Below are 21,228 nucleotides of genomic sequence, written 5' to 3'. Positions count from 1 at the left end.
TCAGAGCCCGAGGCGTCGCCGGTAGGCGAGGAGGGTGCGCAGGAAGCCGTCCAGCTGCTCCTCGGTGTGGCCCGCGTGCGGGAACAGGCGCAGGAGCGCCTGGTTGCGTGAGACGGCCGGGTAGGAGAAGACGGGGACGAGGTAGCCGTCCTCGACGAACCACTCCCGCATCTGCAGGGCGGCGGCGTCGCTTCCGATCGGCACCGAGAGCATGTACGACTCGGTCGGCGTCGTCGCCGTGCCGGCCTCGTGCATCTGTTGGCGAAGGCGGGCGGCATGCGCCAGGTAGTCGTCGACGATCCCCGGAGTGCGGGCGAGGACGTCGATCGTGCGGTCGGCGGCGTAGGCGGTCGGCGGTTGGATGGCGGCCGTGAACATCGAGGTGCCGGAGAGCAGTTCGAAGGCGTCGATGGCCGCCGCCGGCCCGGCGATCGCGCCGCCTTCCAGACCGATGGCCTTCGACAGCGACACCATGACGAAGTCGGCCCGCTCCCGGATCGCGGCCGCCTCCCGGGCGTAGGGACGGTTCTCGGGTCCGTAGACCATGAAGCCGTTCGCATCGTCGATCATGCTGACGGCGCCGTGCCGGTCGCACTCGTCGAGGATCTCCACGATCGGCCCCATGGTGCCGTCGGCCGAATAGATGCTCTCGGCGATCACCACGGTCTTGCGGGTGCGGGCCCGGTCCAGGACGCGTGCCAGGTCGGAGACGTCGTTGTGCCGGAACGCGTGGACGTTGCGGCCGTAGTCAAGTCCCTGGAGGCCCTTCCAGATGCTCCAGTGGACGTCGCGGTCGACGACGAACACGGTGTCGTGGTTGCGCACCTCGATCCCGGCGTCGAAGTGCGCGGAACTGCTCATGGCGTGGACGAACCCGATGTTGGCCAGGAGCCCCGTGGCGAAGCTGATGGCTCGTTCCTTGCCGGTGTGACGGGCGATCGTCGCCTCCAGCACCTGGTGCGGGCGGCAGATCCCCTGGGTCATCCTGGACCCGCTGGTGCTCAGGCCGTGGGCGAGCGCCCCCTCCGCGAAATGACGCCGTACCGGGACGTGGCGCTCCAGATCGAGGAAGCTGATGCTGGCGAAGTTCACCAGCTCGCGGCCGTTGCGGACGATGGTCGGCCCGACCGGACCGTCCACCACCGGCGGGCGGTATGCCGTGTCGTGGGTGTTCGCCTCGACGAAGGCGGCGAAGGCCCACGGGGCCAGGCGGTCCGCGGACGGGCCGGCGGTGCGGGACGCGGTCATGGCGATGTCTCTCCTCCACGATGGGCGCGGGGCGGTGAGGGCTCCAGGGCGGTGGCAAGGTGGCCGAGCGAGGCCGTTCCGGCCAGTTCGTCCGACGCGATACCGGTGAAGCCGAACCGGTGGAGCAGCGCCAGCAGACGGGGGACGGCGACCAGGGTGACTCCGTGGTCGGCCAGGCAACGGTTCATGTCCACGGCGTCAGGGCTGTCGGAGGGGCTGCCCGGCAGGCCGCCGGGTGTGACAGCGGCCACGGCGGCGGCCAGCGCCCGTTCGGCGTCTGTCGTGGGCGGGCGAGACGGGATACGCAGCGTTCCCGTGTCGGTGGTGGGGGTGGAGGACCGGCCGGATCCGGGGCCGGCCGGGGACAGGACGTAGCGGCCCGGGGCCGCGATGCCGGGCACTTCGTCGAGGTGGTCCAGGACGTGGCGGTGCAAGTCGTCGGGGGTGACACCGGGGGCGGTGCGAGCGTGTGCGACGAGGTGCGGTTCGCCTTGCCCCGCGGCGTCCCCGCTGGGCGCCACCGTCACGTCGAGCACTCCGGGATGGCCGCGCAGCACGTCCTCGACCTTGGCCGGGCACACCCACCCCTGCGGGGCGCGCCACCATCCGGAGGCGGCCGGTGTCAGCGGGCGCGCCGGAACCGGGCACTCGGCACCGCCGGCGAGCGCGCGCAGGAAGGCGCACAGACGGACGGGCAACGCCACGGCCTGCCCGGCGTCGAGCAGGTGGTCCCCGACGGTGACATCGAGGGTGACGAACCCCGCGTCGAGGCTGAGGTCGACGTAGAGCGTGTCGCAGGGCTCGTCGGGCGCGCTGCGGATCCAGGTGGCGGACGCGTCCGGCAAAGTGTCGTGCGCGGGGACCAGGTACCCGGGGACCAGGTAGTCGCGCGGCCACGAGTAGCAGTTGTACTCGATGGTCGGTACGGTCACGACACCGAGGCGACGGTGCATCCGCGCCTCGGCGGCGACCAGTTCCGCGGGGCGCCACTGACCGTGCCGGTAGGCGGCGGCGGAGGCGGCGGCCACCGAGGCGACCACCTCGCCGAACGCCGCGCCCGGGCGGAGGTCGATCTGCACCGGAACCGTCAGGGCCCGGACGCCGACGCTGTTGCGCAGAGCGGCCCGGGCCCGGTTGGAGACGACCACGGACGCGAGGAACCGGTGTTCACCGGTGCGGCCGGCGACGTCGTGGGCCAGCGCCGCGAGCACGACGACCTCCGGGCTGACCCGATGGCGCCGGGCGACGCGGTGGAGATCGTCGTACGCACCCACCGAGCGGTGCTGGAGGCGGTGGCGCCCGGCGCCGTCGTCGGCCCCGCCGAACGGGGCCAGCACGCCGGTCGGATTGCTCGCGCGACGCGCGAGCCACTCGCGCTCCGCCGCGCGGGCGCGTTCCAGGGGCTGGGCGGCGACCGTGTCGAGCGGGTGCACGGGCGCCTCCGCCGGCGCGCCGACGCCGCGCAGTTGATCGTGCAGTTGGTCGTGCAACTGGTTGATCAGTACCGCCAGCCCCCAGCCGTCGATCAGCACGTGGTGGGCGGCCAGCAGGACCGCACGCGGCCTTCCCGCCACGAGCAGCACCCTGGCGAGCCAGGGCGGATTCCGCTCGGGATCGATCGGGCGGGCGGCCAGCGCCGCGGTGGCGGCCTCCAGGGTGCCGGCATCGACGGCGGGGACGTCGAGGTGGTCGACCGGCAGCGGGGCCCAGCCCGCGTGGTGGACGTGCTGGATCGGGCGGAGCGGGTCGACCGTGGTGCGCAGCGCCTCGTGACGGGCGGTGAGGGAGGCGAGTGCCACGTGGACGTCGGCGAGGGTTGCCGGGGGCGGGACGTGGCAGTGGTCGGCGAGCGGCGTCGGGTTCACCCGCCGTGCTGCGGGAATGGTGCGTTCGAACCAGTGCCACTGCTGGACCCAGGTCAGCGGCCCGCTGCGGGTGACGGCGGCGGCGCTCGGGGTCGGCTCCGGGAGGCGGTCCACGGCCGGGCCCTCACACCGCTCGGACCACGAGAGCGGCATTGTGGCCGCCGAAGCCGAACGAGTTGCTGAGAGCGATCCGCATCCGCTCGTGGTGCTGCGCCCGGTGCGGCACGAAGTTGATGTCCGGGTCGATCGGCTCGTCGCAGTTGATGGTCGGCGGGACGTCACCCGTGCGCAGGACCTGGATCGAGGCCACGAGCTCGACCGCTCCGGCGGCACCGATCATGTGCCCCGTCATCGACTTGGTGGAGCTGACCGGGATCCGGGTGACACGATCACCCAGCACCTTGCGCAGGACGGCCGTCTCGGTGGCGTCGTTCAGCACCGTTCCGGTGCCGTGCGCGTTGACGTAGTCCACGTCCGCCCCCGTGATCCCCGCGTCGCGCAGCGCCGCCTCGACGGCGAGGCACGCGCCCCGCCCCTGCGGGTGCGGGGCGGTCCAGTGATGAGCGTCGGAACTCGCTCCGTAACCCGCGAGTTCGGCCAGAGCCGTCGCCCCTCGCCGGTCGGCCACCTCGGCGGCCTCCAGCACCACCACGGCGGCTCCCTCGCTCATCACGAACCCGTCGCGGTGCGCGTCGAACGGCCGGCACGCCGCAGTCGGGTCGTCGTTGCGCCTGGACAGCGCGCGGGCGTTGCCGCTGCCCGCGAGGTCGACGGTGGTGACGCAGGCGTCGGCGCCGCCGACCACGACGACGTCCGCCTCCCCGTTGCCGATCATGCGCATCCCCGCGCCCACCGCGTCCGCGCCGCTGGCGCACGCCGTGCTCTGGGCCCGGCTGGGCCCCTGGGTGCCGAGACGCATGCTGATCTCGCAGGCAGCGCTGTCCATGGCGGTGGTGACCTGGGTGAACGGGCTGATGCCCCGCGGCCCCTTGTCGCGCAGCGTGTCCGCGGCGCGGTAGATCGCCCCGACCGGGCCGTAGCCACTGCCGATGATCACGGCGACCCGCGGCGCCAGACGGTCGTCGACGACGAGTCCGGCGTGCTCGCACGCCTCCAGCGCCGCGGCGAGGGCGTACTGCGCGTACGGGTCGGCGCGGCGGCTGACCGTCGGCGGCATGTAGCGGCCGGGTGTGAAGCCGCGCACCTGGCCGCCGATCCGGACTCCGAGACCGGTCACGTCGATCGCGTCCACGGTGGCGATGCCGCTGCGGCCGGCGAGCATCGCCGTCCAGGTCTCGCCGACACTGTGGCCGAGCGGCGTCACCGCCCCGTACCCGGTGACCACCACCTGGCGCCGGGGCCGGCTGCGCCCGGCGTCGCCCCGCTCTCCTGCGTTCGTCACTGGGGAACCACCTCGGCTGCGTTCGTCACTGGGGAACCACCTCGGCGTCGCGGATGCAGGGGAGGATGTCGTCGGGCGCGACCGGCACCATGAGCACGGCTGTGCCTCCCCGGGAGCAGAACCGCCGCGCGGCAAGGATCTCAGCGGTCAGCGCGGCCTTGTCGCGCAGCACTCGACAGTGGACGTCCGGCCCGTCCACCACGGGCGGCGGCGCGCCCGGGCGGGCGAAGGGGTGGCGTTCGGCGTCAAGACCGAGGCGGGCGCGTTGGGCGTCCAGCCAGCCGTAGCCGCCGTTGCACAGCACCACGTACAGCACGCCGCCGTGGGCCGGAGCGGTGACGGCGATGTCCGCGCGGGCCGCGAGGAACGCGCCGTCCCCGATGAACGCGGTGACCTCGTGGTCCGGGGCGGCCCGCTTGACCCCGATGGCCGCGGCCGCGCCGAAGCCCAAGGGGGTCTGCTCCGACGGCACGACGGACCCGCCACCGACGTGGAAGGGGAAGCCGTAGGACCACATGTCCTGCAGCCCGTTCTCCTGGACCAGCACGCGGGGCTCGCCCGCGGTGGCATCGAGCGCGGCGAGCAGCTCGGCGATGCGGATCCCCGGCAGCGTCGCCGCGCGGGCCAGTTCCGCCTCCACCTCAAGCGACATGGCCTTGCGGGCGTCGGCGATCCTGTTCGCCCACACCTCGGTCGCGGCCGCGCGCTCGGCCTCGCCGCCTTCCTCCAGCGCCCGCGACCAGCCGAGCACGGCGTGCCGGGCGTCCCCGAGCACCCGCGGGCCCGCGAACTCGGCCGACAGGCCGCCCGGATCCACGTTGACCTGCACCACCGCGACCGGGGGCCAGGGTGTCCCGCCTTGGACGACCGTCTCCTCCAGCCGCCCGGCGAGCGATACCACCAGGTCGCAGGACGACCACAGTTCGCGGGCGGGGGCCGCGGCGTAGAGGCCCGCCACGCCGCAGAACAGCGGGTGGTGCTCGTCGACGGCACCGCGGCCGGACGCGGTGGTGAAGAGCGCCGCGCCGAGGCGTTCGGCGAAGCGCTCGACCACGCCGCCGCCGTTGCGGTGCCGCATTCCGCCGCCCACCAGCACCACCGGACGCCGGCTCTCGCGGATCGCCGCCAGGGCCGGCCCGGGCGTCACGGGAACGGATTCGAGGACCAGTGGTTCGGGCAGCGTCGGCCACGCTCCGGTGACGAGGACCTCCGCCGTGCGGACGTCATCGGGTACCTCCAGGTACACGGGTCCGGGTGGCGGCCCCAACGCCCGGGTCAACGCCGTCACCGTCGCGGGGACGACCCGGTCCGGATGCCCCACCCGGTGTGCCCACCGCACGAGCGGCGCTGTCACGGCGACCTGGTCGAGTTCCTGGAATCCGCCGCTGCCCCGGCGGCGTTCCGGCACGCCGGCGGCGAGCACGAGCACGGGTGCACCGGACTCCCGCGCTTCGAGCAGTCCCGTGGCCGCGTGTGTGACAGCCGGCCCCTTGCCCAGTGCGCACACGGCGAGCCGGCCCGACTGCAGTGCGTAACCGGTCGCCATGTACATCGCGTTGCGCTGGTCACGGCACGGCACGAGGTCCAGTCCGGCGGCGTCGAGGGCGCGAAGCAGCTCCAGATCGTCGCCGGGCAACCCGAAGCAGGTGTCCACCCCGTTGGCCACCAGCAGGTCGACGATCGCGGACCACGCGTCGGCGTACCGTTTGCTCACCTGGCTCACCTGGCTCACTTCCTGCTCACCGTGACGGGGGCAGCCGTCGGGAGGGTCTGTGCCACGGCCTGCGACATGAGCAGCGGTTCGGCGTGCCGCTCGCCGCCGTAGGAGATGTAGTTCGCCCGCATCCCGAATCCGCCGAACGGGCGGTTGCCGTCCTCGGCGTCGAGCAGCGTGTGGTCGACACAGGTCTGGTGACGCCTGGCCAGGACATCCACCGTCTGCGGATCGTTCCCGTAGACCATCGCTCCCAGCGCACGCTCGCTGAAGTAGGGGTTCGACAGCCGTTCACGCAACAGCCTCGCGCTGGGATAGGCCACGACGTTGAACACCGGGGCGAACATCTCTTCGAGGGGGATCTTGTCGTCGAAGCCCCAGAGCAGCACGGTCGGCTCGATCTTGCGGGACGGCAGGTCGATGCGCCCGCCGTGCCGGATGCGACGTGCGTGGTGCACCAGGTAGCCCGAGCAGTTCACCAGCGCCGAGTCGTAGAAGATCGGGCCGTAGTCGGCGGCGGGGTCGCCGTTCCGTCCGAATCGCAGCGAAGCCAGTTCGGCGGACAGCAGGTCGACGAAGTCCTCGGTGCGGCCCTTCGGCGTGAACACGACGTCGGGACCGAAACAGTCCTGGCCCGAGTTGTAGAGCCGGATCCTCGTGAGGTCGTGCACGGCGCGGGTGAGATCGGCGTCGGGTGCGATCACGAAGGGGTTGATGCCGTTACCGAAGAAGAGGAGGAGTTGGTCTTCCGCCAGCCCCTCGCGGATGGTCTCGGCATTGACGTAATTGCCGGTGAAGACGACAAGGTCCGCCTCGCGTACCGGCCCTGTCACGAATTTGCGCTGACTGAGCTCGGAAAGGCTGATGGGCAGGCCGTGAACCGGTGCCAGCAGGTCGTGCAGGCGCTGCACCTGGCTTTTGATCTCGGAGGACGGCCGAAAGGTGATTCTTTCGCTGTAAAGGGATGCTATGAGCATGTAGAGCGCGTAGGAATGGAGCGGCATGTTGGAGGGCATGAAGACCGCGACCCGAGGCACGCAGCCGGGCCGGACGCGACGGATCTCCTCCTCAGCTCCGTCCAGGGTGGCGAGGAACGAGCGGATCTCCGCGCCGGCGGTGTGGTGGGGCGAGATCTCGGTGAGGATTCCCATCACCGCGTCCTCGTTGTCGGCCACGTACCGGCGCACTGCGCGCAGCGCGTCGACCCGGTCGGCGAAGGGGATGCGGTAGCCGCTCGCACCGGCGGCCGCACCGGTGGTCGGGTCGGTGGTCGGGTCGGACGCGGTGCCGTCGGTGGTCGTCCTGGGCGATGCGGACAGCGAGCTCATGGCGATCTTCTCCAGAACGGCCCGGTCGGGCTTTCCCGTGTTCGTGAGGGGCAGCGAGGGAAGCACGACGATGTGGTCGGGCTGCTCGTAGCGGGCGAGCACAGGGCGCAGCAGCCGTTTCCAGTGCGCGGGCTCGTGAGCGTCCGGGTCCGCGATCACGAACACCAGGCGACAGCCCAGACGCGCGTCGGGGACCGCGACGACCTCCGTCTGCGCGCCGGCCGACTCGGCCAGCTTGGCAAGGTGGTCGGGATAGAGCGTGTGACCGTCACGGTGTGCGGCGTGCTTGCGCCCGACCGGGAAGACGCGGCCGGCGTCGTCGACCAGGCCGATGTCGCCGGTGCGGTGAACGGGGCTCGAAACCGGAACGATCTCACCGTCGGCGCCGAGGTGGCCGGTCATCAGGCCGTCACTGCGGACGACGAGCTCGCCGAGCCGGCCGTGGGGAAGCTGCCTGCCGTGGTCGTCGTGGACTTCGACGACCACACCGGGCAGCGGCGTGCCGCACCCGACCGGATCGGTCGGGGGCGCCAGCGCGATGTTTCCGGCCTCGGTCGCTCCGTAGCCGTCGAGCAGGTGCCGGCCCGTGCGGGCGTGGAACCGGACCGCCAGGCTGCTCCCCAGCGGCGCGCCGCCCACGCACCAGGCCCGTACCGTCTCCAGCGCGTTCACGAGGGCCGGGCGACGGTCGAGCAGGTTGAGCAGGCTGTAGTAGGTCGACGGGGCCCCGTCGACGACGGAGAGGCCGTGGTCGACGCCGACCGCGAGCGCATGGTCCAGGCGCGTGGTCGGCCCGTAGACCACGAGCGTGCCTCCGCCCAGCCACCAGCAGAGGACCAGTGACAGACCGTACTGGTGGGAGTACGGCAGGATGGGCAGGAAGACGTCGTCAGGCCGGTACCCCATGCGTTCCGCACTGAGCGCGAGGTTGTCCAGAATCGAACGGCCGGAGCGAACGATGCCTTTGGGGCTGCCGGTCGTACCCGACGACCAGGAGATCGCGGCGTCCTGGCGCCGTGCCCAGCTCGCGACATCGGGCACGGCCGCGGTGTCCGAAGCGGGGCGCGGCGCGGCGGTGCGGCCCGTACCGTCGCCGATTTCGAGCACCACGCGCGCCTGGGCGCGGATCTTCGACCGCTGTGACGGGGTGGCGCGATGATCGGCCAGGACCACCGAAGCGTCGAGGTGAATGAGCGCGAGCAGCGCGACGACCCATTCCGGGGAATTGGCCCCGCTCATCATCACCCGCGAACCGGGTTCGACGCCACGGCGTGCAAGAAGTTCGGTGGCGGCGAATACGCGGGCCACGATTTCGTCGGTCTCCCAGATGCGCCCGTCGGGCGAGATCATTCTCCTGGAAACGGGCAACTTGTGCTCCTCAAAACCAGGTGGTTCAAATTGACTGTCCCATAACTGCAGAACGGTGTCGAGTGCTTCGACGAAATTCCGCTACCTGTGCAGGGTGATTGGGTGTGCAGTGACGAAAGGGGCATATGAGGATTGAGGTATTCTCAATAGAAATAATTTTATATGGCTATTGAGGGCGAGGTTGGCCCCGCCACCCCGGGCCGCGCTCCGGCCCGCCTCGGCTCAGCCCAGGGCATCCACCAGGGCGGTGACGTAGGTGTCCAGCCGCTGCTCCACGGCTCGTGTCGTCAGCTCCGTCCTCCCTGCCTCCCGCCAGGGCTGCGCCACCGACCGCACCTCCTCCGAGCACGCCAGTCCGTCCCGCACCCGCCAGTACAGCCGCTCGCTCGCGGTCGCGGCCAGCACCCCGCCGGCCTCCTCGTACGCCTCGGCGAACCGCTGACCCCACGCCGGGCCGTGCAGCAGCGCGAGATTGGTGGAGCAGTGCGCCACGTCGAGATCCGCCGGGCCCCAGGAGGCCGCCGCCCAGTCGACGACGCCGGTGATTCGCGCACCAGCCGGCCCCGGGGGCGGTACGTCGAACAGCACGTTGCCGGGTTGGAAGTCCCGGTGCAGGAACCGCCCTTCACCGGGCGGCACTGGCCTGCGGATCACGTCGATCGCCGCGGCCCATGCCGCCGCGTCGGCGTCCTTCGGCACCACGACGGTGTCGGCGGTCGTCAACGTCACATAATCCCGGGGCCGTTCGGCCGGTCGCAGCGCGTGGATCGCCACGAGCTGACGGGCCAGGAGGGGGAGACGCGCCTCCACCCCCTCGTCGTCGAGGACCGTCCGGCCCGCCAGATGTGTCATGAGGAGCGACGGATACTCGCACTGCGCGGCGCTCGGATCAACCGCGACCAGCGCGGGAGCCGGCACGCCGGTCCCCGCCAGTAGGGTCAGGGCGCCGGCCTCCCTGCCCAGCCAGTCCTCGGCGCGCTCCACGGAGGACGGGTCGACGAAACTCCGCAGCACCAGGTCGCGGGTGCCTCCGTCCCGCGTGCCGATGGTCAGCCTCCGCATTTCGGCGGTGATGCCGCCGTGCAGCGCCTCGATTCCGACGATCCGTTCGCCGGCCTTCAGGTGCCGGCTCACCCAAGCCAGTGTCAACGGTCGGACGGCTGACGCTTCGTCATGGTCGGTCACCGTTCCACCTCATCATCCGGGCGGCAGCACGCGCAAAGGACTTCGGCGGCATGACGGTCAACGGTCAGCCGCAGGCCGCCGCGATGCCGCCGGACGGTGAGGTCCCCCGATCGCGGCGGTACCGTCCGTGACAGCTTCCTGGCCTTCGACGATGGAAGTCAGGCCGTCGAGGAGTGTCTTGAGGCCGAATTCGAAGAGCGCGTCGAGACGCAGGTCGTAGCCGTCCTCGAAGGCTCCGACCGCCTTGGTGAAGGCCGGGAAGCGGCCGGATTCCACCAGTTCCTGGAGGGCGGGGGCGAGGCTGTCCATCCACTGGTCTTCCGACTGGCCCGTGGCGGCTTCGGCGTGCGCCTCCATTTCCAGGTGCACCGCCAGGCCCTGGACATGGCTGTAGAGCAGGACGTGGATGTCGAACAGCGTCGTGGGGTCGAGTCCGTGGCCGTCGAGGGCGCCCAGCACCCACTCGCCGTGGACCATCAGATTGGGCACGATCAGCGGGCGCGTGAGGGAGCCGAGTTGGGCCAGCCACGGGTGCTGCCGGTACAGGCTCCACAGGGTCCGGGCGCCCAGTTCGATGCGGGTACGCCAATCCTCGGGGGCGTCCGCGGGGTAGGACTCCTCGCCTACTGGTTGCGCCGCCACGGCTTCGCGCCCACTGTCGTCGAACGCGCTCCAGGCCAACGCCCCGGCGGACAGGCCGTGGACATCCGCGGTGTCGCGCTGGAAGTCGTGGAGCGGATGGGCCTGCTGGACCAGGCGAGCCGCGTACGGACCCGGATGCGCGGCATGTCGATCCTCGGCCCCGACGGCCGCGAGGTCGACCGCTCCACCGAGGCGACCTTCAGCAGCGGACGGCTCGACAGCGAAGACATCGAGGTGCTGCGCGAGGACCTGGTGAGGATGGTGTACGAGCACACGCGCGCAGGCGTCGAGTACCTCTTCGGCGACAGCATCGCCGCGCTCGACGAGGACGACACCGGCGTGCGTGTCGACTTCGCGCACGGACCGTCCCGCAGCTTCGACCTCGTGGTCGGGGCTGACGGCCTGCACTCCACCGTACGGCGCCTGGCCTTCGGGCCGGAGAAGCGTTTCGCCCACCACCTGGGCAGCTGCCTCTCGGTGTTCAGCGCGGACAACTTCCTCGCCCTGGACAACTGGCAGGTGTGGCTGCGGGACGGCGACGCGGGCTTCGGCATCATGCCCGTACGCGACAACACCGAACTCAGGATCGCCTTCGGCTTCGAGTCCGCCCCCCTCACCCACGACCTCCGCGGCGGCGGCGCCCTCCGGCAGCTCGTCGTGGACAAGCTCGCGTCGATGCGATGGGAAGGGACCCGCTTGGCCGAGGCCGCCCGGAAGGCCCCCGACTTCTACTGCGACGCCATGGCCCAGATCCGCATGGACCCGTGGTCGCGGGGCCGGGTGACCCTGCTCGGAGACGCCGGCTACTGCCCTTCCCCTCTCTCGGGGCAGGGCACCAGCCTGGCCCTCGTGGGCGCCCACGTGCTGGCCGACTGCCTTGCCCGGGCCGGCGGCGACCACCGCGCCGCATATGCCCGCTACGAGCGGCGGATGCGCCCCTTGGTCACCCTCAACCAGGCCCTGGCCACTGAGAACCCCGGCGGGCCCGCCTCGGACGAATCCGTCGCGCACGCCAAGAACGCACTCTCACTGGACGGCTGAGCCCTGCCCCGAACGGACACCGAGGCCGACAGGGGACGGCTTGAAGCAGCCGCGAGTGCCGCTGTTCGCGCGGTGCGTCGAGGCCTGCCCGGCGCAGGCGTCGGCCCCCTCTACCAGGAGGGGGCCTCTACTGCTCCTGCGACTTACACTCTCGTTCTTGACGCCTGCAATGCTTGCGTTGGTGCCGTCCGTGCTCACTGGCCGGACGGAGCGTCGCGTACGACGCGGCGTGATGTTGTTCCGAGAGCGACCCCCGCTGGGGCCTCCGTCCGTGCGCAGTCGGATCGGACGGTTCGTTTCACCCGGGTTTGCTCGGGGTGGGGCCGCTCCTCCGGATGGGGCGGTGATGCTCCCGAGCTCCCTGCTTTCCGTGGGGCTCTCGCCCTACACGGCTTCCAGGGGACAGTTCCAGCCTGCGCCTTGCCGGCCGCGGAGGCAACCCCAGCAGGGCCTTCGCCGAAGGTGACGGCGGAAGGGCGCGGCGCCGCCGGGCCGCGCGTAGGCGAACAGTTGACCGGGCTTGGGCTTTCAGCCGGTGGGGGTGCCGATCTGGTCGCGTTCGAGCGCGGAGCGCAGCCGGCGGAGGGCCAGGGCGGCGGCTGCCGTCGTGGACTGGTCGAGGGTGCCTTCGACCAGTTCGCTCAGGCCCGCGGTGAAGGTCGCCTCGGCGGCGGCGAGGAGCTGGGAGCCGTCGTCGGTCAGGGCCAGGAGTGAGGACCGGCGGTCCGCCGGGTTGGCCTGGCGGACGATCCAGCCCTGCTTCTCCAGGCGGTCGACGCCCTTGCTGGTCGCGCCGGCTCCGATGGCGAACTCCGCGGCGAGGTCGGCCACCCGGGCCCCCGGGTGCTCGCGCAGGAACCGCAGGAATTCGAACTGCGACGTCACGATGCCGTGCCGCTCGCGCAGGCGGTCGTTCAGCGCGTTGTACAGGCGTGTCTCGCAGCGGACGAGATCCGCGAAGAATCCCTGGAGGTCGGCGGCGCCATCCGATGTATATTCCACAGCATATAGTGTAGAGGAAGCCATTTCATAGGAGGAACGCAGATGAGCAAGGAACAGCTCGCCAAGATCGACGCGATGCTCCGCCGGCCCCGACCGGAGGGCCAACGCTCCGTCGAGGAGCTGCGCGCCGGGTTCAGGGCGCTCATGGACACGATGATCGTGCCGGACGACGTCCGCACCGATCAGACCGCGCTCGGCGGCCGGCCCGCCCTGCACGTCACACCGGACAACGGCGCGCGCCCGGGCACGATCCTGTACTTCCACGGTGGCGGCTTCGTCTTCGGCTCTCCCGAGACCGCGCTGTCGCTGACCGCGCAGCTCGTCTCGAAGACCGGGCTCGACGCGTACTCGGTGGACTACCGGCTGGCCCCCGAGCACCCGTTCCCGGCTGGCCTGGAAGACAACCTGAGCGCCTACCGCGCCCTCCTCGACAGCGGCCTGGACCCGTCCGCCATCGCGTTCGCCGGGGACTCCGCCGGCGGCGGTTTCGCGGTCACCACCGCCCTCGCCGCCCGCGACGCGGGCCTGCCGCTGCCCGCCGCGATCGTGGTCTTCTCCCCGGGCCTGGACGCCACCCGGAGCGGGGAGAGCATGACGACCAAGGAGGGCATCGACCCGATCTTCACCCGCGAGGCCGTCACGCACACCGGGGCCATGTACCTCGCCGGCCAGGACCCCGAGCAGCCCCTCCTCAGCCCGGCCCTCTTCGCCGACCTGACCGGCTTCCCCCCGCTCCTCATCCAGGTGGGCGCCAACGAGATCCTCCTCGACGACTCCACCCGCCTCGCCACCCGCGCACGCGACGCCGGAGTCGACGTCATCCTCGACATCACCGCCGACGCCCCCCACGTCTTCCAGGCCTTCGCCGGCGGCACCCTGGACGAAGCCGACCAGGCACTCGACCGCGCCGCCCTCTTCCTCACCCAGCGCATCGCCACTCCCTGACGCCCCGCGCCCTCACCGGCCGCCTGCCTGCCGGCCTCCAGGCCCTCCTCGCCGGGGGGGCCAGTTCAGCAGCCGGGCCGGGTTCACGGTGACGGCGGCGTGCAGGACCGACGGGTCGACGTGCGCGGCCGGCCAGGCGAGGCAGTCGGCGAACGTCCTGTTGTGTTCGTGGCGGGTCCAGGGCCAGTCGCTGCCCCACAGCAGGCGCTGGTGGCCCGCTTCCTCCAGCACGCGCCGCAGCATGCGGCCGGGCGCGTCGGGGGCGCAGCGGTAGGGCGCGGAGGCCTTGATCCACACGTGGTCGCGCGTGGCCAGATCCAGTACCGCGCGGTCGGCGCCCTCGGATGCGCCCGGCAGGCCGAGGTGGTCGATCACCACGGAAGACGGCCAGCTGCGGAGGGCGGGTGCGATCGCCGCCCACTGTTCGCCCGCCGCGTGTACCTTCAGGTGCTGCCCGCGCTCGGCCAGCAGTGCGGCCACCTGCCGCCAGTGCGGACCGGCCAGGTCGGGCACCCGGCGGCCGATCAGGTTGAGGCGGATGCCCGCGACGCCGTCGAGGGCGAGCGGGGCGAGCGCGTCCGGCCGGCAGGGCCGGTCGTGGTCCAGCACGATGACGGCGCGGAACCTGGCGGGGTGCCGGGCCAGGCAGTCGAGCAGGAAGTCGTTGCGCGATCCCAGGAAGCTCGGCTGGACGAGGACCGCGCCGCCGATGCCGTGCCGGTCGAGCAGTGCCAGGTACGTTGCCGGGAGGGCGTCGTATTCCGGCACGTAGCGGGGGCGGTCGGCCCTGGGCAGGCCGCGGTGGAATACGTGGGCGTGGGTGTCCACCGACTCCACCGACGCGGCCAACTCCACCGACGTGGCCGATTCGCAGATCACCCGCGGATGGTAGGCCGGGGGCCTCTGGTCCGGGGGCCCCCTGGACCTTCACCTGACCGACTGTCATATTGGCCTGCATGTTCGACGACGTACTGACGTGCTCACGTTCAGGTCGGTCGGCGCCGCGGAGGCGCTGCCGCTGCGCCGCGCCGGTCGTTGGTTCCCTCCGGCACCGCACGGACCTCAGGTGAGGAGCGAGCATGCGCCAGTGGTACCGCTCGGCAACGCCCGCGGGCCGACGGGCGTTCTGGGCCACCTTCGGCGGCTGGGCGCTGGAAGGGGCCGACGCGCAGATCTACGGCCTGGTGCTGCCGACCCTCACCGCGCTGTGGCATCTCACCAACGGCCAGGGCGGGTTGGCCTCCTCGGTCACCCTGATCAGCACCGCGCTCGGTGGCTGGCTGGCCGGGGCGGCCTCCGACCGGTGGGACCGGGTGGCCGTCCTGCGCTTCACCATCGCCTGGTACGCGGTGGCGACCGCGCTCGTCGGCTTCGCCAACGGCTTCGAGTCCCTGCTGGCCTTCCGCTGCCTGCAGGGCATCGGCTTCGGCGGTGAGTGGGCCGCGGGCGCGGTGCTGATCAGCGAGTACGTGACCACGCGGTACCGGGGCAGGGCCCTCGGGGCGGTGCAGAGCGGGTGGGCCGTCGGCTGGGCCCTCACCCTCGCCGCCTACTCGGTGCTGGTCACCGTCCTGCCGCAGGCCTGGGCGTGGCGGGCGATGTTCTGGCTCGGCGTGCTGCCCGCCCTGCTGGTGCTCGCCCTCCGCCGTGGGATCGCCGACCCCACGGCCGACCAGCGGCGGCGGGAGAAGGCGTCGCCGACGGAGATCTTCCGCCCCGGCCTGCTGAGGGTCACCGTGTTCGGCGCGCTACTCGGGCTCGGCAGCCACGGCGGCTACTACGCCCTCACCACCTTCCTGCCCACCTACCTCCACACCACCCGGCACCTGTCGGTGATGAGCGGCAGCGGGCACCTCGCGGTCTTCATCGCCGGCTCGTTCCTCGGCTACCTCGCATCCGGGTGGCTCTCCGACCGGATCGGCCGCCGCCGCAACGTCGTCCTCTTCGCCCTGTGCTGCCTCGTGACCCTCGTTCCCTACCTGCTGCTGCCACTCGGCGATCTCGGCACCCTCATCGCGGGCGCGCCGCTCGGGTTCTTCTCGGCCGGCATCCCCGGCGGACTGGGCGCCCTGTTCGCGGAGTTGTACCCCACCCGCGTCCGGGGTACCGGGCAGGGCTTCTGCTACAACCTGGGCCGCATCGTCAGCGCCGCGTTCCCCGCCCTCGTCGGCTACCTCTCCGGACGCCTCGGACTCGCGGCGAGCATCGCCCTCTTCGCGGGGCTCGCCTACGCGCTGGCGGCCATCGCCGCCACCTGCCTCCCCGAGACCCGCAACCGCGAACTGCCCCACGACCCGGCCCCCGCCGCCCGTCCGGAGCACATCGCCGGCTGACCACACCCCTTCGGCCCGGGCGTGTTCCTCCTCCCCGTACACCAGGCAACCGTCCCGTGGCGGCCGCCGTGTCCCGCAGAGCGAGAAGCCGTCGGGCCGGTTCGCGCAGCCGGGACGGTTTCCGTGGGCTTCAGGATGGCACGACGGCGAACTCCGTGAAGCGTGGGGCAGTTCAATCCAATGTTGCGGAGAGTAGTCACCCGTTAGGTGCCTGGCGAGGGCGGGAGCGGCCAGGTCGGGATAGGAATCGTGTGGTGGCCCTACCGGGCACTACCGCCAGCCGTTCTACCTGCTGGTCTGCCTGGCCGATGGCAGCGGAGGGCGGTTCGGCCTCATCGAGGTCTGAGCCCCGCCCACCGGCAGGCCGGGCCTCCCGGCCCGGACGTGAAAACGGTGGACGCCTCTTCGGCCACGCGGGGATCCGACCCGTCCGAGGTCGCCTCCACCGGGGCCGGAGCGGTCCTTCGCGACGCGCTCCCCGACTCCGTCGCGAAGGGGCCCGCCCCGCTCGGACCAGTCCCGCCTCTCTCGACGTCGCTGCCCGACGGTGACGGCGCACGTCGCCGACAACGACCGCGAACAGGAAGACCCATGAGAAATCCACTGTCCGCCAGGGCGTCCGCTTTTGTTGCCGCGAGCGCGCTCGTCTGCTCGGTGTTCACAAGCGCCGGCGCAGCGCCGGCCGGGGCCGCCGCCGTACCCGCCGGCCGGGGCCTCGCCGCGCAGGTGGCGTTCTGGGCGGGGCAGGAGGTCCAGCCGTGTCTGGCGGTGGACCCGCTGACCTGTCCGCGGGACCTCAGCGCGTTCACCGACACCGTGTGGAACACCCTGGCCGCCGGCCACAGCCCGCTCTACCTCGACCTCGTGTACGGCTCGGACTTCGGCCCCGCGCTGCCGGGCGAGAACCAGCGCACCGACGCTCTGGCCCTGGTCGAGCAGGCGAACACCCGCGGCGTGCCGGTCAGCGCCTGGATCACCGTGCCGCTGTCGGACGGCACCTTCGACACCGAGCAGAACGCCGCCCTCGTCCAGAGCGCCGTCGAGGACTTCCACGTCTGGTCGCTCGCCCACGACCTCCAGTTCTCCCAGGCCGTACTCGACCTGGAATCCCCCACCGGCGACCAGGCCGTGGCCCAGGCCCTCACCCAGAAGGACCTGACCGGCTTCAACGCCCTGCTGAACGCCAATAGCCTCGACCCCGCCGCACAGTGCCGCGCGATCCACACCTACGCCGACACCATCGCCTGGGCGCACCAGAACGGAATGCGGATCTCGGGCTCGCCCGTGCCCTACGCGCTGGACGACCTCGACAACGGCAGCATCGCCCTGCAGGCCGCGCTCGGCATCACGGCGTTCCCGCCGACCGGCTACGACCAGTACTTCCTTCAGGCCTACCGCGCCTTCGGGATCGACCTGGGATCCGGCTACGTGGCGTCCTACTTCACCGACATCCAGCGCTACTTCGGCACCGCGGGACAGGTCACCATCGGCAATGCCGGGATCCCGCCGTACGACAACCTCACCACCGTCGTCAACGACATCAGAATGCTCACCGGCCTCGGTGCCACCACCATCCCGGTGTTCGACCTCGAAGGCACCGTCAAGGCCTTCGGCGCCGACGGCGTGAGCGCCCTCGTCCAGGCCGGCCACAACCCCATGACCGGCAGCGAACTCACCGCCGCCACCCAGATGTCCGTGACCGGCGCCGCCGCACGCGCCCTCTTCCACACCCTCGACACGGCCGCCACCACCGCAACCCCCCTCACTACCGGACACCAGCCCAACCCCTACCCCGGTGCCTGCATGTAGTACCGGCGCCGGCCCGTGGGCAGTGGGGCGCTGACGGCTCGCAACGGCTGCCGGAAGTCCTGATCCCGGAGCGTGGGTGAGGTGCGGCTCAGACGGACACCGGGCCCGCCGCAGCGGGCCCGGTGTCCGGTGATGCGAGGAGCCGGCACGGGGCGAGGACGACGTCCCGGGGTGAGGCCCCGCCGCGGCTCACGCGGTGACCTTGGCGACGAAGGCGGCGACGTTGGCCGCGGTGCGTCGGATCTTCTCCTCGACGGTGAGCGACTCGTGCAGCCGGGTGCCGGTCTCCCGCTTGCCGCGCACGTAGAGCGAGCAGGCGAGGTCGCTGCACATGTAGGCGCCGACGGAGTTGCCCTGCTTGCCGGCCTTCCCGGCCAGGGGCGCGACCAGCAGCGAGACGCCTCCGGTGTGGGTGGTCACGCACAGCGAACAGATGCTGCGGCGGGCCTGCCAGGAGGCGGCGCCGGAGGAGCGCAGCGCGACCGCCACCACGCGGCCGTCCGACTCGGCGGCGAGGTAGGCGCGATCGGGCGCCTGCGGGTCGCGCCACCCGAGGAAGTCCAGGTCGTCCCAGGGCTGTTCGGCCAGGTCGCGGGGGATGTGCAGTCGCTTCGCCTCGCCCTTGGTGCAGTTCACGAAGGCGGCGCGGATCTCTTGCTCGGTCAACGGCTTCATAGGAGCCAACGTAAATTACCTAGGACTATTAGGCAAATGTATAATGGCCTCAGTCGATCGGAGGGAAGGCCATGGCGCGCGTAGGACTGAACGCGGAACGACTCACCCGGGCGGGAGCGGAACTGGCCGACGAGGTCGGCTTCGACAAGGTCACGGTCTCGGCGCTGGCACGACACTTCGGCGTCAAGGACGCGAGCCTCTACTCGCACGTCAAGAACTCCCAGGACCTCAAGACCAGGATCGCCCTGCTCGCACTCGAGGAACTCGCCGACCGGGTCGCCGCCGCCCTGGCCGGACGCGCCGGCAAAGACGCCCTGGCCGCCTTCGCCAACGCCTACCGCGACTACGCCCGCGAACACCCCGGTCGCTACGCCGCCGCGCAGCTCGAACTCGACCCCGAGACCGCGCGCGCCAGCGCCGGCGTCCGGCACTCCCAGATGACGCGCGCGATCCTGCGCGGCTACGACCTCGCGGAACCCGACGAGACCGACGCCGTCCGGCTGCTCGGCAGCACCTTCCACGGCTACGTGGCCCTGGAACGGGCCGGGAGCTTCCAGCACACCCCGCGCGGCACCGAGGACACCTGGGCGCGCATCCTCGACGCCCTCGACGCACTGCTGCGCAACTGGCCGGCGGCCTGACCGCCCGCTCCGCGCGGCTCCGTGCGGATCCGTCGGCCGGGGCCGGCCCCGGGGTGCGGCCAGGTGACCGTTCCCGCCCGGGACTGCGGGCGGCGGAGCCCGTCCGGCGGGAGAATTGAGGTCGACCAGGCCGCCCGGGCCCTGTGCAGCGGCGGGAGGAAGGTGGTCCGTGAACGTCGTGCTGAGCGAGGTGGCGCCGCTGGCCCTGGCCATCGCGTTGTCGCCGTTGCCGATCGTGCCGGCGCTCCTCCTGCTGTTCACTCCCCGGCCCAGGGCCACGGCCGGAGCCTTCCTGGCCGGGTGGGCGGCCGGAATCCTCGTGGCGGCGTCCGCGTTCACGGCACTCGCGGCCGTCATCGAGACCCGCGAGGAGACCCCCACCTGGGCGTCCTGGACCAAAGTCGTCCTCGGTGCGGTCCTCGTCCTGCTCGCCGGGCGGCAGTGGCTCTCCGGCGGCAAGAAAGGGACCCCGGCCTGGATGCGGAGCCTCACGGATGCCACGCCGGCCAAGGCCCTGCGGCTGGGTCTCCTGCTGTCGGGGGCCAACCCGAAGACCATCCTGCTGTCCGCGGCGGCAGGGCTGACCATCGGCTCCGCCGAACTGGGTCCGCCCCGTACGGTCATCGCCGTGGCGGTGTTCACCGCGCTCGCCGTCTCCACCGTCGTGCTTCCCGTGCTGCTCCACATCGCGCGGGGGGAGCGTGTCCTCACTCCGCTGGGCAGGGCCAGGACCTGGCTGGAGACCCATAACAGCACCGTCACCGCTGTGGTCCTTGCCGTGATCGGGGTGCTCCTCGTCATCGACGGTGCCGGCGGGCTGTGACCGGCGTGAGGGCCGCCTCGACGGCGGTCCCGCTCACCTGGACGGATGAGGCCCTGGGGCGGCTGCTGCGGCTGCTGCGGCTGGTCAGGCGTCCGGGACGACGGCGACCGGGCAGCGGACGTGGTGGATCGCGGCGTGTGCCACCGGGCCGAGGTGCGCGCCGAGAGGCATCCGCCGGACGTGGCGGCCGAGGACGACCAGCCGTGCCGTCTCCGACGCTTCCACCAGGACGATGGCGGCGTTGCCCCGGACGAGTTCGGACGTCACGGTCACCTGGGGGTAGCGGGCCAGCCAGAGGGCCAGGACGTCGGCGAACTGCTTCCGCTCGGAGGCGGACAGCTCCTTCTCCAGCCCTCCGATGGCGTCGAACGCCATGTACTCGCTGCCGGCCGGTGGCGCCCAGACGTGGACGATCCGCAGGGGGGCCGAGCGGTGGGCGGCCGCCTCGAAGGCGAACGCCAGGACGTCGTCCGGCGGATGTACGAGGTCGACGCCCACCAGGACGGGGTCGGTGGCGGCGCCCTGCTCGCCCTCACCGGCCCGGACCAGCACCACCGGGCAGGTGGCCCGGCGCAGCACCTCCTGGCTCACCGAGCCGACCAGGAAGCCGCGCACGGGCCCCAGCCCCCGGGAGCCGAGCACGAGTACGGCGGAGGTCCGGCCGGCGGTCTCCAGTGCCTTGGCCGGGTCGTCGGGGACCTGGCGGGAGGAGACCTGGAGGCCGGCGTGCGCGGCGCGCAGCTCCGCCTCGCGGGCGGCCAGGGCGTCCCGGCTGCGGTTGTACACCTCGTTGGTGCCGACCGAGTCCCGCTTGGGCCAGGGCCAGGCCTGGAGGAGTTCGAGGGCGAGCCCGCGGCGCAGCGCCTCCCGGGCGGCCCACGCGGTGGCGGCGAGGCTCTCCGGCGAACCGTCGAAGCCCGCGACGACGGGACCGTCCACGGCGACGGGACCGTTCACGGTGACGGGACCGTTCACGGTGACCTCCCAGCGGTCGGGTCCGGGCCGGTCAGGCCCGCAGTGGGTCGAGGGCGGCGGCGACCGTTTCGACCGCCTGCCGGAAGGGGCGGTCGAGCCGGACGCCGCGACCGTGGTCCATGCTGCGTCCCGCAGGCCGTACGTGGCCCGGGCGCCCCAGCCAGTATCGGCGGGAGCCGCGGCCGGTGCCTCCCGGCGCAGGGTCGCGCCTCGGGCGGTCCGGGCCCGGCTC

At 72.0% G+C, this 21,228-nt stretch carries 17 protein-coding genes; 6 read left to right on the top strand and 11 right to left on the bottom strand.

All coding sequences use genetic code 11. The features are described 5' to 3' along the window. The 7 genes from ACFVX9_RS00580 to ACFVX9_RS00550 form a co-directional block, all read right to left on the bottom strand. Positions 1–1,248, bottom strand: coding sequence for an aminotransferase class I/II-fold pyridoxal phosphate-dependent enzyme (locus tag ACFVX9_RS00580; protein ID WP_380375785.1), 1,248 nt, complete (start codon positions 1,246–1,248; stop codon positions 1–3). Next, positions 1,245–3,227 (bottom strand): condensation domain-containing protein, encoded by a 1,983-nt coding sequence (locus tag ACFVX9_RS00575; RefSeq protein ID WP_387979631.1) that lies wholly within the window; start codon positions 3,225–3,227, stop codon positions 1,245–1,247. The genes ACFVX9_RS00580 and ACFVX9_RS00575 overlap by 4 nt, the downstream gene beginning before the upstream one ends. Before the next feature lie 10 nt (positions 3,228–3,237). Further along, positions 3,238–4,515: a beta-ketoacyl-ACP synthase II gene (fabF, locus tag ACFVX9_RS00570; protein ID WP_387979629.1), complete on the bottom strand. Its 1,278-nt coding sequence runs from the start codon at positions 4,513–4,515 to the stop codon at positions 3,238–3,240. Between the two features lie 25 nt (positions 4,516–4,540). After that, the gene (locus ACFVX9_RS00565; protein WP_387979627.1) at positions 4,541–6,229 is read right to left on the bottom strand and encodes a thiamine pyrophosphate-binding protein; all 1,689 of its coding nucleotides are present in this window, start codon (positions 6,227–6,229) and stop codon (positions 4,541–4,543) included. Between the two features lie 14 nt (positions 6,230–6,243). Then, complete coding sequence (locus ACFVX9_RS00560; RefSeq protein WP_387979625.1) at positions 6,244–8,907, bottom strand: aldehyde dehydrogenase family protein; 2,664 nt, start codon at positions 8,905–8,907, stop codon at positions 6,244–6,246. 240 nt (positions 8,908–9,147) lie between these two features. Then, complete coding sequence (locus tag ACFVX9_RS00555; RefSeq protein WP_387979623.1) at positions 9,148–10,059, bottom strand: phosphotransferase family protein; 912 nt, start codon at positions 10,057–10,059, stop codon at positions 9,148–9,150. Between the two features lie 108 nt (positions 10,060–10,167). Continuing rightward, on the bottom strand, positions 10,168–10,791 hold the full coding sequence (locus tag ACFVX9_RS00550; RefSeq protein WP_387979621.1) for a TetR/AcrR family transcriptional regulator C-terminal domain-containing protein: 624 nt from the start codon (positions 10,789–10,791) through the stop codon (positions 10,168–10,170). Between ACFVX9_RS00550 and ACFVX9_RS00545 the strand changes: the two genes are divergently transcribed. Then, positions 10,699–11,793, top strand: coding sequence for an FAD-dependent monooxygenase (locus ACFVX9_RS00545; protein WP_380375801.1), 1,095 nt, complete (start codon positions 10,699–10,701; stop codon positions 11,791–11,793). The two genes, ACFVX9_RS00550 and ACFVX9_RS00545, sit on opposite strands and share 93 nt — an antisense overlap. Positions 11,794–12,321: 528 nt before the next feature. On the opposite strand, the gene ACFVX9_RS00540 is transcribed toward ACFVX9_RS00545, so the two are convergent. Then, positions 12,322–12,795, bottom strand: coding sequence for a MarR family winged helix-turn-helix transcriptional regulator (locus ACFVX9_RS00540; protein ID WP_380375771.1), 474 nt, complete (start codon positions 12,793–12,795; stop codon positions 12,322–12,324). 42 nt (positions 12,796–12,837) lie between these two features. On the opposite strand from ACFVX9_RS00540, the gene ACFVX9_RS00535 reads away from it, so the two are divergent. Beyond that, entirely contained in the window at positions 12,838–13,740 is a 903-nt protein-coding gene (locus ACFVX9_RS00535) for an alpha/beta hydrolase (RefSeq protein ID WP_387979619.1), read from the top strand. Between the two features lie 12 nt (positions 13,741–13,752). Here the strand turns inward: ACFVX9_RS00535 and ACFVX9_RS00530 are convergent, their stop codons facing one another. After that, positions 13,753–14,619, bottom strand: coding sequence for an amidohydrolase family protein (locus tag ACFVX9_RS00530; protein ID WP_387979617.1), 867 nt, complete (start codon positions 14,617–14,619; stop codon positions 13,753–13,755). A 200-nt stretch (positions 14,620–14,819) separates the two neighbouring features. On the opposite strand from ACFVX9_RS00530, the gene ACFVX9_RS00525 reads away from it, so the two are divergent. Both ACFVX9_RS00525 and ACFVX9_RS00520 read left to right on the top strand, forming a co-directional pair. Further along, positions 14,820–16,073 (top strand): MFS transporter, encoded by a 1,254-nt coding sequence (locus tag ACFVX9_RS00525; protein WP_387979615.1) that lies wholly within the window; start codon positions 14,820–14,822, stop codon positions 16,071–16,073. 591 nt (positions 16,074–16,664) lie between these two features. Next, positions 16,665–17,882, top strand: a complete 1,218-nt coding sequence (locus ACFVX9_RS00520) for a hypothetical protein (RefSeq protein WP_387979613.1) — start codon at positions 16,665–16,667, stop codon at positions 17,880–17,882. Positions 17,883–18,071: 189 nt separating this feature from the next. On the opposite strand, the gene ACFVX9_RS00515 is transcribed toward ACFVX9_RS00520, so the two are convergent. Next, positions 18,072–18,557 (bottom strand): FBP domain-containing protein, encoded by a 486-nt coding sequence (locus ACFVX9_RS00515; RefSeq protein ID WP_387979611.1) that lies wholly within the window; start codon positions 18,555–18,557, stop codon positions 18,072–18,074. A 71-nt stretch (positions 18,558–18,628) separates the two neighbouring features. On the opposite strand from ACFVX9_RS00515, the gene ACFVX9_RS00510 reads away from it, so the two are divergent. Further along, positions 18,629–19,198 (top strand): TetR/AcrR family transcriptional regulator, encoded by a 570-nt coding sequence (locus ACFVX9_RS00510; protein WP_063351909.1) that lies wholly within the window; start codon positions 18,629–18,631, stop codon positions 19,196–19,198. 169 nt (positions 19,199–19,367) lie between these two features. After that, a complete protein-coding gene (locus ACFVX9_RS00505) occupies positions 19,368–20,021 on the top strand; it encodes a GAP family protein (RefSeq protein ID WP_387979609.1) in 654 nt (217 codons plus the stop codon). A gap of 84 nt (positions 20,022–20,105) precedes the next feature. On the opposite strand, the gene ACFVX9_RS00500 is transcribed toward ACFVX9_RS00505, so the two are convergent. Continuing rightward, the gene (locus ACFVX9_RS00500) at positions 20,106–20,996 is read right to left on the bottom strand and encodes a universal stress protein (RefSeq protein ID WP_387979607.1); all 891 of its coding nucleotides are present in this window, start codon (positions 20,994–20,996) and stop codon (positions 20,106–20,108) included. Between the last annotated feature and the right edge of the window lie 232 nt (positions 20,997–21,228).

Source organism: Kitasatospora sp. NPDC058243 (genome assembly GCF_042882025.1).
GTDB lineage: Bacteria > Actinomycetota > Actinomycetes > Streptomycetales > Streptomycetaceae > Kitasatospora.
The sequence above is the reverse complement of the archived record's forward strand: the minus strand, read 5'-3'. Positions and strand labels throughout refer to the sequence as shown.

Coding starts and splice junctions, on each gene's coding strand:
- ACFVX9_RS00580 (WP_380375785.1), bottom strand. CDS start 1,248: ATGACCGCGTCCCGCACCGCCGGCCCGTCCGCGGACCGCCTGGCCCCG.
- ACFVX9_RS00510 (WP_063351909.1), top strand. CDS start 18,629: ATGGCGCGCGTAGGACTGAACGCGGAACGACTCACCCGGGCGGGAGCG.
- ACFVX9_RS00560 (WP_387979625.1), bottom strand. CDS start 8,907: ATGATCTCGCCCGACGGGCGCATCTGGGAGACCGACGAAATCGTGGCC.
- ACFVX9_RS00515 (WP_387979611.1), bottom strand. CDS start 18,557: ATGAAGCCGTTGACCGAGCAAGAGATCCGCGCCGCCTTCGTGAACTGC.
- ACFVX9_RS00525 (WP_387979615.1), top strand. CDS start 14,820: ATGCGCCAGTGGTACCGCTCGGCAACGCCCGCGGGCCGACGGGCGTTC.
- ACFVX9_RS00535 (WP_387979619.1), top strand. CDS start 12,838: ATGAGCAAGGAACAGCTCGCCAAGATCGACGCGATGCTCCGCCGGCCC.
- ACFVX9_RS00520 (WP_387979613.1), top strand. CDS start 16,665: ATGAGAAATCCACTGTCCGCCAGGGCGTCCGCTTTTGTTGCCGCGAGC.